The sequence below is a fragment of the Marivirga sericea genome, from assembly GCF_900177665.1.
Classification (GTDB): domain Bacteria; phylum Bacteroidota; class Bacteroidia; order Cytophagales; family Cyclobacteriaceae; genus Marivirga; species Marivirga sericea.
In genome coordinates this window covers 198304-211954 of sequence record NZ_FXAW01000007.1, presented here as the reverse complement: position 1 = coordinate 211954, position 13651 = coordinate 198304, and the positions used below count along the sequence as shown (strand labels likewise).

At 34.7% G+C, this 13651-nt stretch carries 12 protein-coding genes; 1 reads left to right on the top strand and 11 read right to left on the bottom strand.

Going from position 1 to position 13651, the window contains the following annotated elements; genetic code table 11:
- Positions 1-57: 57 nt before the first annotated feature.
- Positions 58-1752 carry a sensor histidine kinase gene (locus B9Y84_RS16305; RefSeq protein WP_085518458.1) on the bottom strand — a complete coding sequence of 565 codons (1695 nt, stop codon included), beginning with the start codon at positions 1750-1752 and terminating at the stop codon, positions 58-60.
- Between the two features lie 202 nt (positions 1753-1954).
- Positions 1955-4204 carry a WG repeat-containing protein gene (locus B9Y84_RS16300; RefSeq protein WP_085518457.1) on the bottom strand — a complete coding sequence of 750 codons (2250 nt, stop codon included), beginning with the start codon at positions 4202-4204 and terminating at the stop codon, positions 1955-1957.
- A 137-nt stretch (positions 4205-4341) separates the two neighbouring features.
- Between B9Y84_RS16300 and B9Y84_RS16295 the strand changes: the two genes are divergently transcribed.
- The gene (locus B9Y84_RS16295; protein ID WP_085518456.1) at positions 4342-4677 is read left to right on the top strand and encodes an MGMT family protein; all 336 of its coding nucleotides are present in this window, start codon (positions 4342-4344) and stop codon (positions 4675-4677) included.
- Positions 4678-4821: 144 nt separating this feature from the next.
- Here B9Y84_RS16295 and B9Y84_RS16290 read toward each other — a convergent pair whose 3' ends face one another.
- The 9 genes from B9Y84_RS16290 to B9Y84_RS16250 all read right to left on the bottom strand — a co-directional run bounded on the left by B9Y84_RS16290 (position 4822) and on the right by B9Y84_RS16250 (position 13494).
- On the bottom strand, positions 4822-5541 hold the full coding sequence (locus tag B9Y84_RS16290) for a CPBP family intramembrane glutamic endopeptidase (protein ID WP_085518455.1): 720 nt from the start codon (positions 5539-5541) through the stop codon (positions 4822-4824).
- Between the two features lie 58 nt (positions 5542-5599).
- Complete coding sequence (locus B9Y84_RS16285) at positions 5600-6271, bottom strand: fibrobacter succinogenes major paralogous domain-containing protein (RefSeq protein WP_085518454.1); 672 nt, start codon at positions 6269-6271, stop codon at positions 5600-5602.
- Between the two features lies 1 nt (position 6272).
- Positions 6273-6866: a GIN domain-containing protein gene (locus B9Y84_RS16280; RefSeq protein ID WP_085518453.1), complete on the bottom strand. Its 594-nt coding sequence runs from the start codon at positions 6864-6866 to the stop codon at positions 6273-6275.
- 314 nt (positions 6867-7180) lie between these two features.
- A complete protein-coding gene (locus B9Y84_RS16275; protein ID WP_139828067.1) occupies positions 7181-8314 on the bottom strand; it encodes an acyltransferase family protein in 1134 nt (377 codons plus the stop codon).
- A gap of 142 nt (positions 8315-8456) precedes the next feature.
- Positions 8457-9419: a hypothetical protein gene (locus B9Y84_RS16270; protein ID WP_085518451.1), complete on the bottom strand. Its 963-nt coding sequence runs from the start codon at positions 9417-9419 to the stop codon at positions 8457-8459.
- 214 nt (positions 9420-9633) lie between these two features.
- Positions 9634-10281, bottom strand: a complete 648-nt coding sequence (locus tag B9Y84_RS16265; protein WP_085518450.1) for a hypothetical protein — start codon at positions 10279-10281, stop codon at positions 9634-9636.
- Between the two features lie 159 nt (positions 10282-10440).
- Positions 10441-10974 (bottom strand): glycine-rich domain-containing protein, encoded by a 534-nt coding sequence (locus B9Y84_RS16260; protein WP_085518449.1) that lies wholly within the window; start codon positions 10972-10974, stop codon positions 10441-10443.
- A gap of 12 nt (positions 10975-10986) precedes the next feature.
- A complete protein-coding gene (locus tag B9Y84_RS16255) occupies positions 10987-11637 on the bottom strand; it encodes a TauD/TfdA family dioxygenase (protein WP_085518448.1) in 651 nt (216 codons plus the stop codon).
- A gap of 405 nt (positions 11638-12042) precedes the next feature.
- Complete coding sequence (locus B9Y84_RS16250; protein ID WP_085518447.1) at positions 12043-13494, bottom strand: sodium:solute symporter; 1452 nt, start codon at positions 13492-13494, stop codon at positions 12043-12045.
- Positions 13495-13651: the final 157 nt, after the last annotated feature.

Sequence of the window (13651 nt, the reverse complement as noted above, 5' to 3'; positions counted from 1 at the left end):
AGTATGATACTTTTAAATAAATTAAGAGAAGGATGCTGCATTTCTTCCTGAAAGAAACTAATTTTTGGAACTTAAAGCCACTTTGAATTCGGCTCCTTTGCCTTTTTCACTTTCAACCCAAATTCTACCCCCCATTTTATCTGCCATGGTTTTAACAATATAGAGTCCCAAGCCCGTTGAATCATCTGTTCCTATAGGTTTTGCTGAGAGTTGTTGATATTTTTTGAATAAACGGCTTTTATCGTCATCTGTCAGACCAGGGCCTTGATCTTTAACTGAGAATATGATTTCATCTCCTTCTTGGTAGATAGTGTAGTTTATTTGTGTCTCGTTGGGCGAGAACTTGATAGCATTGGAAACCAAATTATCAATAATTCTTCTTAGATAAGTGCGATCAACTTCTAGTTTAAGGTTCCTATCTAAAACTTGCGTAATGAAAATGATATTCTTTTTAGCTGATAAAAGTTCGTAAGGCATTAAACTGCTGTCTACGAATTCTTGTATATCGATAACTTCTGGTTTAAATTTTTTGTCATCTAACACCATGTTACCGGTATCAAGAAAGCCTTTTACGATTTGTAAGCCATCTGCAACAACTTGCTTGATAAGGTTAATTCTTTCCACTTGCTGCTCACTCAAGTTTTCTTCATTATCCGATAAAAGTAGCTGAACAATAGTGTAAACTTTGGCAAAAGGAGTTCTTAAATCATGTGTAACTTTTCCTAAGATGTCGTTATCGTCATATTGCTGAATAATGCGAGATTCCTCAGCCTCAAGATCAGTAATGCTTTTATTGCTTGATTTACTTTGAAATTCTGTAAGATTCGCGTTGATTTCATTATAAGCCACATTCAGTTTTCTGAATAGAGAGTTCAATCTCTCATTTGCAAAATACAACTCACTAACGTTGTCAAAAACCCATAATTCTCCTTCCTTTCCTGCAATATAGGCGTTTTTTCGAATCACTTTAAGAACGGAATTTTCAAATTTCCAGATCCAATCTTCTCCAAAACTAGAAGGTAGTGCGTTTAGACTAATCATATTGTTTCCTACCAGCTCTACTTCTTCTTTATTAATGATTTTAACTTTAAGTTCTGCTAGCTTAGTACTGAAGAGTTCAGACGGGATTGATTTTTCATTTTTACTTAAACCAAAAATTTCAAGCGCCTCGTTGTTAAGCCAAGTATCTCCATTTTTATTTTCTGTAAAAACAATTGCTTGTGGAAGCCTATCTAGAATGGTTTCTAATCGCTGAGTTTTTGATTTTGCTTTTCTTTCGTTATTAATTAACAAGGTTAACTCTTTCAATCTTTCTGAAATAACATGAAAGAACTTTTTATCTTGAGAACTTAGATCAAATTTTCGTTGAGAGGAGAATCCGATATAAATTTTCTTTCCATTTAAATCAATAGGAAAAATTAAATGATGTTTGAACAGTAAAAATGGTTTTTTTATTTCAATCGTAAAAAAGGGATGCTCACTTTGCTCTTTCAATTCAGGATTGAATGGAATACTTTCTTTTATCAAAGGATTGTCCAAATCCCATTTTAAACAGCTACCTTTTTTGCTTTCTTCGACTACCCAATGTTCATCAGCCCCAAATTCACTGCTAATGAAATTTAACATATTATTTAGTGCATTAGTGGGGACACCATCAGCTTCAACCAAGGAGCTTTCTTTCATTATCTTAAAAAGAAGTTCTCCTGGAAGTTCAGAAGCAATTTCAGCAGTATGTTCTAACTTATAGGTCATAAAATTCATTCGGAAATTGAAATTATTTCAATTCGTCCCTAAAAACAACCTAAATATAAGCTAAAAATCACATCTTATCGAAAAAAATTAGAATGAATATTTTTCTACACTGTCTAAAATGAAAGGGATAGTTCTCTAATTTTCGATAAAAAACTGTTGCGTTAAATTACTGGAAAGAAATAATTGGAAGGAATTTAATCAATCATGGATAATTTCCGCTCAGGATATCGGTTAGGAAAACCTGTTCCTTTTTAGCGGCTTTTTTAGCTAAGAAAAGCTTTCGCTCTTCATCAAAAAAGATGTCATCAAATTGACTATCGATAAGAGTGGTTCCATTTTCCGATAGGATTCTGGTTGTGCCGTACTTTTCGACTCTTATAAATTCATCCCCTACGTAGATGTTAGAATAATTGGGATAGCTTATGACTTTTCCACTTTTATTCGCAATTCCCCATTTGGACGCTTTGCGCAGCAAATAAAAGCCTTTTTTCATTTTGATTTCGTCATATTCTGCCTCAATGATAAAATCTCCACTCACATCAACTAATCCATATTTATTGTTGAGTTGCACAAATGCGGTATTGTTCTGAAAATCTGAAACCTCGGAATAATAAGGCTGGATAACCAATTCTTCAGTTCTATTAATGAATCCCCAAGAATTTCTAATTTTAATCGCTGCTCTATCATTGTGAAATGAACGAACGGTATCATAGCGATTAGCGATTCTTAAAATCCCGTTTCTGTCAATGAACCCCCAACTACCATTTTTTTGAATAGGCAGAAATTCATCTTCCGAAACAATAACAGAATCATATTCATTAATTTTGAAGAGCTCTTTTCCTGCAGCATTGAGCAAGAAATGTTGATTTCCGTTCTTGAAAATTATTCCCGACTTACCATGGCCATTATACTTCCCTTTTCTAAAGTCAGTAATGGCATTTCCATTTTTCTCAATTAATCTAAAAAAATCTTCAACATCTTGTTCCACTACAAAATCTTCGTAAAAATCATAATATAAGCTTGCTTCATACTTTTCATTTCCGTCCGATATAAATTCTCGTAAATATTTATCAACGGTTTTGTAGTATTTATTGTCGATAGCATTTATCTCTCTGTATTGAGGCGGAATCACCCAGTTATTTCCTTGGTCGATCACTCCAAATTGTCCTTTGAAGTTGACTATATAGTGCTGACCATTTCGTTCAATCTTTTGGTATAAGGGGGGTATTATTTCTTGTAAACTTTGGTCATAAATCCCCCAATTTGATTTCACTTTTAATGCAATTGCATTATCAGAAAACATATACGATTGAGCTGTAATGGACTTTCCCTTTGTATCAATGGTTATGTATTCGAAACCTTGGTATATTTTCTTTTTTGCAACAAAAAAATGCTCGTTCCAAAATACCTCACCCGTAAATTTTTCACTAATTACATTTTTATTGTCATCAACAATATAAATTTGGCCTGTCTTGTTAAGTATAAAGTGATCTCCGAACACACCAATGATGTCTGCGTGAAATACTTCCTTAGATTCGCCATCATTGGTATTGTAGATTTGGGCAAAAGAGGAAGTGTTTTTTACGAGCAAGCTATCGTTTAAATAGAAAATAGAGTCCGCTTTCTGCGAGCCCATTTCTATCCCTTTTTGATTTAAAATGGTCCATTGGTCTAAAGGAGTGACGTATATTTGTTTGCCATTATTCCACTCGATTTTTTTATACTCTATGGGTAATAAAATTTTCCCGTCTTGTCTGATAAGTCCTTGTTTTCCGTTTTTGAAAATTATAGCAACACCATCTCTGAAAGTAGATACGCTATCCATACTCGTGAAAAGTGAATGAGGTTTAGAACCCAGTTTTATAAGGTCTTTCTCTCCATTATTTTTTGTTAAGGTGAAATTATCATTTCCTAAAGCTGCTATATGGAAGTAATTAAATGGTACCATAATTTTACCAGAGGAATTGATAATTCCATAGTAGATGTCTTTTTCTTTTTTTGTAGCTGCAACAAGATGGCTTCCTGCTGGGTAAATATTTCGATAGCTTGGCTTAATTTTGACCTTGCCGTTGGCCTTGATTAGTCCGTAAAATAAAACCTTGGAGTATTTACTTTTTTGTGATATAATAAATAAATCGTCATCAAACGGGATTAAGCTATTGTATTGAGGATGTGAAATAATTTCAAAATTATTAGTCATCAAGCCCCATAATTCATTTTGTTTGAAGCCAAGGAAGCCTTTACTATTTTTGAGTCTAGCATCAGACCAGCCCAAGGCTTGATAGTTTGGTTCTAACAAAATATTTCCCTTTTCGTTTTTCATTCCAATTTTACCCTTTTTTGAAAAGATTTCTACAGTGCTGTCTCCAGGAAAATCAGAAAATGCCTGTGCTTGACTAGCATAAGCAATCATAGACCATGGCAATAGAAAAATATACAGTAGTTTTGTCATACTAAAAGGTCGAAGAGACTTATTTTTCAAGGGCTCTCTTTATACGCTTTGAATTTAATATCAAAGAAATATTTAGCGCCAAGAATTAATTAATTTAAACATCAAAAATATAAAAGTTACAGCAGTCTACATATTTTATGAAAGAAAAGAATGATTTTTTCGATCAGGTATATCAAGTCGTTCGATTAATACCAAAGGGGCGAGTGACTTCTTACGGAGCTATTGCCAAATACTTGGGAGCAGCCAAAAGTGCTCGTGTTGTGGGCTATGCTATGAATGCTTCTCATAGTTTGGAAAATGTACCAGCGCATAGAGTTGTAAATCGAAATGGACTGCTAACTGGAAAAATGCATTTTGAAACTCCAGATACCATGCAAGTTGCGCTGCAAGCAGAAGGAGTTGAGGTCAAGGATGATCAGATTCAGAATTTCAAAAGTGTTTTTTGGGATCCTATGGAAGAGTTGGAGATTTGAATGTATTAAGGGCAAGTTTAAACGTAGTTTGTGATTGGGAGCACTTCGGTTCAGGTTTGCCGATAAGTTCGTTAATTCGCAATTCGTCCTAATTTAGAACTTCAGCCTGCATTACGTTTATACCTCTTAAGTCTACAAACGTTTTTAGTTGAAGTATAGATAATAAGTCAAAATAATTGCAGCTATATTGTAAATTCCGTGAGCTACTATTGAGGCAGTCAATTTTTTGGTTTTTACGAATAGTAAAGTGTACATCACAGTCGGAATAAGAATGTCGAACCAATCCAATGAGGTGCTTGGCATATGACCGAGTGAAAAAAGCGCTACAGATAAAATAATAGAAAACCATAGTCCTATCTTTGGATTTTTAAATGCCTCTTTAAGTACGTTGATAAAAAATCCTCTGTTAAAGAGTTCCTCTGTAATTCCACCGCCAATCACCCCTAATGCAATAAATGACAATATTCCTATTAATGTCCCATCGTACATAGCCAACATTCCTTGAATGTCTGGACGGTTTATCCCACCTGTATTTGGAATTATAAGAGCAAATTGAAGTATTGTCCATAAAAGACCGAAAATAAGACCTAAGAAAATATCATTTTTTATATTTACAAACCGAAGACCGATATAGCTAAAGTCTTTCTTTAAAATTCTTAGAGAAACATAGAGCAAGGTAATAATTGATAAGAATTGAAATAAAGCAATGAATAGTAAATTAATGCCAATCTTTCCACCATTGATTTTTGTAACTCCAAAGAATATATCCGGAATAAAGAAAAGAGCATAGCCAATAATGATAGTACAAATAAAAACAAGGATTGTCTTTGTTTTGCTAATGGTATTTTGATTTGTATTTGTCATTTTATCTCAGTTAACTCCGACCCCCTTTTGTGACCACTAAATGTATTTTGTTACATTTTTAATTCTTTATGTATCTTACACTAAAGCCACAACCCTTATTCCCTGCTGCTTTCCCTATTTTTCCATTATTCACTCCAATCAGGCGTTCAAAGCCTCTGCCTTTATCTACTTCGGTAGAACACCAAAAATTTGCATGCTCTTCAATGAAATTGAACTTACCGTAATCTGTCTTCCAGCCACCAAAAGTCACCTTCAAGCCCGTATCTCCTTTTTCCTTTAACCGATTGGCTTCATTACTTTTTCCTCTCCATGTCTTACTATCTATATCTGAATCCGCTATCCCAAGATGCCTTTCCAGTTCTTTCCATTCTTTATCGCTTGGTAAGTGCCAGCCCTCCGGTGCTAACTCCAGTGCAGACTTCCAACTATATAGGCCGCCAAATTTTTTGTACTCCAAAGTTTCTTTAGCATCTGAAATATCCGTGCCACTGTAATTATAAACCCATACTCCACACTCAACAGAGTCCACTGGGCAGACATATGGCAGATAGGCAAAATTCTCTGCCATCCACTCCTGTTCTCCAATTTTCACTGTTTGGTAACGGTGATTATCTCTAGGGTCAGTGTATACTCCAAAGTGGATTTTTAGATTTCTTTTATCTGAATGCCAAGCTGAGCTAAAAAAGATGATGCCAACAGAAGCTGTAAGAATTAAATACCTAATTTTCATATTATTTTCTTTTTATCGTTCCACCACCTACAATGTCAGTCTCAATGAGAGGGTCACCCTGGTAGGAAATCACACCCCCTGCTCTTATTTTTCCGTGAATCTTTTTGTTTACCCGTGCAGAGATTTCTCCTCCCCCTTCAATAAAAGCAAGAAGAGAATCCACCTTTAATGATGTCATGATTAGGATACCACCTCCATCTAGAGTGCATTTGAATTTATCCACAGGTGCAAAGCCTTCATTTACGACTATTCGACCTCCACCATTCTGCTGAATTTCTCTAATGTTAGGCATAAAAATATGAATCTCAACTCTACAATTCTCTGAAAATCCTCCCAAGGGGTTTAGGCTAAGAATCTTTGATGACACTATAACTCCGATACTCTCCACACAGGAATCGGCTCCTTTTATCTCTACTTTGGTATTGGATGAGTAGTGAAAGTAATAATCTCCACCTCCTTTGACTGCAACAGTATTAAAAGAGGGAAGGGCAATTTCTTTTACAACCTCATCCTTTTCTAGAGAAGGACTGTCTTGCGCAACACAGTAGGCAGTAGATAAGTAGAAAGTAATAATTAATAATAGAACTTTTTTCATAGCAACTAAATTAGTTAAAGAGCTTAACTAACTTTTTTCAATATGCATGCCAAAAACAGTAAACTGTGTTTTCTTTGCATAGGGCCATATTAGGGAATCCGAACTGTTCGTTATCGAACAAAATTTACTGACTAGCGAACAGATTTTTTTGAGGAAGTAGAATTTTTTAAATGTGCGCTGACGGCTCGGCTATGATAAGTGGGGATTAGAAAGCACTAAACTCTCGTCTCGCACATAGCCAAGCCTTAATTTAATTTAAAACTTGTGGTGGACTTTCTAAGTGCCTCAAACTTTCCTTTCTGATGAAACCCCATTCATCCATAGTTGGTGTTAGAGCTTAATTTTTTCTTTCTTTTTTTATTACCATCTAATATTCTCTCTCTAAGTTTTAAAAATGATCTTTCGATTGTAAGGTGCAGAAGTAAACCAATAATTACTGCAGTAAACATACATATTCCAAAAGTTAAATTTGGATCTAGGTCTAATTCATGATTTATGATTTCACTTTTTATTATATGAAATATTAATTTGTGAGTCAGATAGATGGAGTATGATAGTGTTGCTATAAAGAAGGTAATCTTAGATTTAAGCTTATAAAGAAAACAAACTGGACTTAAAGCAGCTATTACCATAGATCCATATGCAATCGAAATTAATGGAAAACCATAAACAGCATTGTTATATGAAATTAGATTTTCATTGATCTGAAATGCCAGTAAAAACAGAACAATTCCTAAGAGAAGAAAGTAGTTACCTTTATTTATTAATAGTTGTTTAATTTTTGGTTTGAAAGTAAAAATGGCAGCAACGCTAATTCCAACCAGCAAGCCATCCATTCTATTATAGCTTGGGTAATAAATGTTTTCAAAAAAACTTCTAGCCATTTTCCTTCCCTTATTAATATCAATAAGCGGTTGGACATACTCGTTCCAATTATAAACCCTAAGTAGTATTCCTAAAATTACAAGTCCTATTATTATATATCCAGCTTTGGTTTGAAGTCTTATTGCAAAAAGGCTCAAAATTAAGATGGGAAGTAAAAGGTAAAATTGTTCTTCAATACAAAGCGACCAAGCGTGAGAAAATGAGCTTGAATTTGCAACATCAAATCCTATATTTTGTGTGAATGTTAAATATTTCCAAAGTGGTGCCATACCAGATCCTTCTCTAAGATTTGGAAGTAAATAATATATAAGTAATACCACTAAGTAGGTTGGAATAATTCTAAAAAATCTCTTTACGTAGAAATTTCTAAATGATATGTTATTGTTTTTTTTGAACTCATTTAGTAGCTGAGACCCAATTAGAAATCCACTTAATACAAAAAACAAATCTACACCTGACCAACCAATTTTCGCAATAGGTTCAAGCCATTCTGGAGCTGGGTAATAGTGAAAAATCATTACAATTATTATTGCTATTGCTCTAAGATTATCAAGTCCGTGCAATCTTGTCTTATTTGAAAAAGAGCTTATCACTTTAAGTTAGTATGTTATGGAAATATTTATTGAAAGATTAGATATCGGTTCGGCTAAAAAGCGTTGCTGTCCCGCAGGGCAGCTATGATTTTTTAGCCATTGTTGTGCTTAGTTAATTTTCTATTCTTTTAATCATATCCTCAATGATATCAGAGTTCAGATTTAGTTTAACACCCTGCTCTCGTACTTCTGAAGTCCATTTTTCTTCATAACCATTTCTTGCTTTAGCACTGGTTATTGGACGACAATAAGGTCTAGTGTCAAATGCAGATATTAAAAGTTTATTGACTTCTTCTACATTCATTTTTCTTTTTACTTGATTTTTTTGCCTTTTCTCCAACCCAAGCAAAATATTTTCCTGAACCTTAGGGTCTCTTTTAATTTCTTCCTCAATAACAGAGTTCAACACCAAAAACTTAGCAGGAACAGATTCAAGTTGGAATGCTTTTAGCCGAGAGTGACCATCAAGTATAACATATCCGTCAATACAGCTCAAATACCAAACTAATACAGGTGGACAGGATTCTTGGTGTACCAGTTTCCGAAACCATTTTACTCTACCGTTTTCTTCATTCGGTTCATTTTTTAATGCGACAATACTTCCGCATCTACCAATGTCCCATTCTACCCATCTTGGGTTTTCTTTATCAAAAGCATTGTCGATATCATTAATGAATTCTAATGTGTTATCCATTCTATTTTCAAATGAGGCTCCAATGGTAATAGTCCAAAGTAAACTCGACAAAATAGATTGACTTCCATTACTTAATTGTTTTGCAAAAAAACGAGACCAGAACGGATAAAAATCCGCGTTTTTTGATTCCTCAATAGTAGAAGAATTGATAGGTTTAACTGGCATATCATTCAGTTCCCAATCCACTTTATTATTCAGAATCCATACTCCCCAATATTCCGAACCGAAAGTTCCCCATAGAATGGGACTCTTCTTGCTATGTAATTTAAAACGGCAATTGGTTCCTGATTCAAGCTGATATTCTCCAGAGACTCCTTGCTTAACCTCAAGTCTCAAACCAGTCCATAGGTCAGAATCGTTTATTATATCTCTCCAAATCATTTTTCCACATTAAGCACAACGCCACTGTATAAATTCGTGGCTGATTAAAAGTATAAAAATTTCAGTCAACTACCGAGGCAATCCGCAGGATTGGCTTATTAAATTAATTCTCACCAATAAGGCAATCCTGCGGATTGCTGGGCTATCTACAAAGAGCTGAAGGAACAATAACCTACTAACAGCCATGATTTATGACAGGATGTTAGAGTGCGTATTATTCGATTCCTGAGTATTTTATAGTTCTTATACTGTCTAAATGGATAATCTCAAAATGGCCATCATCTTTGATTTCAATTCTGGATGTAATCGAGTCAATCTCATGGGTCGTACTATCAGAATAATAGTCAATGATTTCAGTAGTATAAATTTTGGTTCTAAGATATTCTGTAGGTGAAATCGTTTTAGTATACATGTTTGTACTTCCTACAATTTCAGTGTCGCCAGCAGCCTCAAGCAATTCTCCCCAGTCGTCAGCAATAATTACTTTATCGGCAATTTGAGAATCTCCATTTATGGTAAGCAAATGGATTCTATTCCAATGATCAGCATTAGTTCTAATTGCGACTACTTGAAAATCATTCACTTTTGGTTGAATTGAGTAAAGAGAAGCCGAATACAGTCTATCACCGTCATAAACGAAAGGAACATAACTGTCTGTCCACTTAAGCATGACAGAGTCAAGTTGATATTTTTCGTCCAGCTTATCCCTTAATGTTAAAATGGTCCTGTTTTTAAACTGAGCATCTAAAGATGATTCTTTTGTCTTATTAAATGCATTTTCAGTTTGCTTATCCTCAGTCGCTGAATTATTGCATCCTGAAAGAATGAGCACTGCTAAAATTATTATTCTGGAAATTCCCATTTTGAGTGGTGGTTGATGCACTCTAACGTTTAGGCTAAGAAACGTAGGGCTTTCGAAGCGATTACTTGTCCACCGAAACCGAAGTTTATTAAATGAACGAACCTTTCTAAAAGCCTTATCTGCCCTATGTTTTCTTAGCCATTGTTAGCCTTTGTTTTTTCATTCCATTTTATTTGAAGGACAAGCATTCCAACATCTGTTTTCACAGTCGTGCCAACATTTGTTGTGTTCGTCTCTTGCCATTTCTTCTCCAAACAAGTCGAGGTACAAGTCTTTCGTATTTTCAAACGAATTTTTGAGGTCTTGTGCGTCTTGGTCGCCACGCATACCGAAATAAGGGTAGTGGTGCATATAGCCGCCAAATAATTTGTCACAGTCTTTGTGGTAAGACCTTGTGTCCAAAATGTGATAGTGCCAAGTTTGGTCCATTATTTTATTTGGAACTATTCCTTTGCCACATACCATACAGAGGTTTAAATACCTTTTGTATTCAATCTCTGCACTATCAACTTGTTCAGGAGTCCAACCCATTCCTTCTTCATGGTCTTGTAACTTCTGTTTCATTAATTCAAAATCCAATTCAGCCACTTCTGGGGCAATTCCTTTTACATTGATTAGAAAGGAAATTCGCTCCGGACTAATTGGGTCTGGATAAATTAAATCTGTCGCTGTGTGAATTACTGGTGCTTTCATATTTATTGAATTTTAAGTTTGAGAATACAAAGTTTTGGTTGGCAGAAAATCAGGATTAATCCAAAAACGTTTTAAGTTCCGCTCGCCAATGATTTCTGTTCTGCCGTGAAAAATTCGGTGATTGTCAATGACCAAAATATCGTTTTCTTTAAGTCGTAATTTTACGTGTGTTGCATTTTGTATTAAGTCTCGCCATTTTTTAAATACTGGCAGTTCACGGTATTTTTCTCGTGCTAACCAAAATGAATAATAAAATCTACGTTGTCCTTCAACTTCTCTTACTATTGGGTTTGAATTTCGATTTTCGGGATACATTTTGTGTTCGTAAACGTGAATTTTTGAAAGAGCCAATTTTTCATCTTCGGTCAATTGGGCATAGACTTTTTCAGCATCACATAGCATTGATTGTCCACCTTTTTCGGCTTGTTTTCTACAATGCCATAAAATGTATTTCGCTAAATGATTGTCGGTATGGAAGTCAAGATATTTGTCTGAAGTAACAAGACTTTTACTCTCTGAATTGGCGATTACATCTGTTTCGTTAATGACATTTCCAAGTTGAGAGATTATTTCTTTCAAGTCCGTTTTGTTCCTGTTTGGGATATGGCAAAATCCTTTTTCAGTCAATTCGTTCTTCAAATATGTCACTCTTGTTTCGGTCATTTTTTAATAAAGGCTAACAATTGAATAAACGCAATTGCGTTTATTTCTTTTATATCTTTTAATCTACTAATATATTAATTATAAACAAAAAAAGGCGCTTTAATTGAAATAGATTAGGGTTTATGTTCTTAATCGTATAATTAAACGATTAATGAACGATTAATAAACGGTTAACTCTACGTTTAAATCTTGTGAATAAAAAAGTCTTTTCAATTTCATAGGTGAGGCTTCTAGAATACACTTATTGAGCAGCTCTTTACTGATTTCTTAAAACACATTTTGCCCTCACAACATCTGGAATAAACCTGAGTCAGAATTTAGTTGGGCTTCATTCAAAAGTTGAAATCTCTTTTCTGTTGTCAGTTATAAGCCAATCAATTCTAATTCTTTGCATAGTAATCTAAATTAGGTCAATTCCAACTCAGCCTTTCTAATTAAAAATAGCCCAAAGAAAGTGAGCAAACCGTTGACTACCAGTATCTCAAAACCAAATTTATAGCCACCAAACCATGCTTCGGAATTCGCATTGATAATGTAAGAAATAACGGGAGAAAGCAAAGCAACTAAAGGCACCCATTTATCTTTGAGTTGATATTTAGTGATTAGTCCAAAAGTAAATAATCCTAAAATAGGACCATAGGTATACCCTGCAGCTTTGAAAACAGCAGTGATCACGCTCTGGTCATTTATAGCCTTAAAAGCAATGATCACAAGGAATAGTATAACTGAGAATGCTAAGTGAACTCTTATTCGAATTTTTTTGGAAATTGGTTTATCATTTTGTCCTAAGCCGAGAAAATCCACACAAAATGAAGTGGTTAAAGCAGTAAGGGCTGAATCAGCACTTGAATAAGCAGCCGCTATAATTCCCAAAAGAAATACAACTCCTGCCACCAAAGGAAAATGTTCTAGGGCAAGTAGAGGGTATAGATCATCCGTTCTGGCAGGAATAGCAATATTCATCTCCCCTGCGTAAATGTAAAGTAAAGCTCCCATGCTTAAAAACATGAAATTCACTATTACGAGCACTATGCAAAACCAAAACATATTCTTCTGAGCATCCTTTAAGGAACGGCATGTCAGGTTTTTTTGCATCATATCTTGGTCTAAGCCAGTCATGACGATGGCAATAAAAGCTCCACTAATAAACTGCTTGAAGAAGTTTTGGCCACTTTGCCAATCCCAAACAAAGATTTCAGAATAGCCCGAAGCAGAAACTTTCTCGCTTAGCTGTAGCCAAGACATATCCAAAGCATCCTTCATTAAATAAATACTAATGGCAACCGCTGAAATCATAAAAAGAGTCTGCAATGTATCTGTCCAAACAATGGTTTTAATTCCGCCTCTAAAAGTGTAAAGCCAAATTAGAGCAATTGTGATGGCTACTGTAACTGAAAAAGGCCATCCATAAGCATCAAAAATCGCTAATTGTAAAACACCTGCCACTAGAAAAAGCCTAAAGGAAGAACCTACAATTCTTGAGAGTAAAAAAAAGAATGCTCCGCTTTTATAGGAGTATTTCCCAAATCTTTGTTCAAGATAGGTGTAGATGCTGATCAGGTTCAGTCGATAATATAAAGGAAGTAAAACAGTAGCAATCACGAAATAGCCTACCAAATAACCTAGCACTACCTGAAAATAAGCGAATGCGGTATTACCTACTTCACCGGGGACGCTAATAAACGTAACACCAGAAAGTGAGGCACCGATCATGCCAAAAGCCACTAAATACCATGGTGATTGCCTATTGGCGGTAAAGAAGGTGAGATTATCATTCTTGCGAGAAGTTAGCCAAGAAATACCCATTAAAACCAGAAAGTATATAGTGATGACTGAAATGACCAGAATCGGACTCATATTAGACGTTTATAGTAACTGAACTCGAAATTAAAAATCATCCTTATAGAAACTCAGTGTAAAGAAGGTTGATTTTTACTAACTGATTTTTAAATAAATTCGAAGTTGGTTAAATTTTCGTAAATTTGCATATGAATAATGCTAAATTGTAACATTA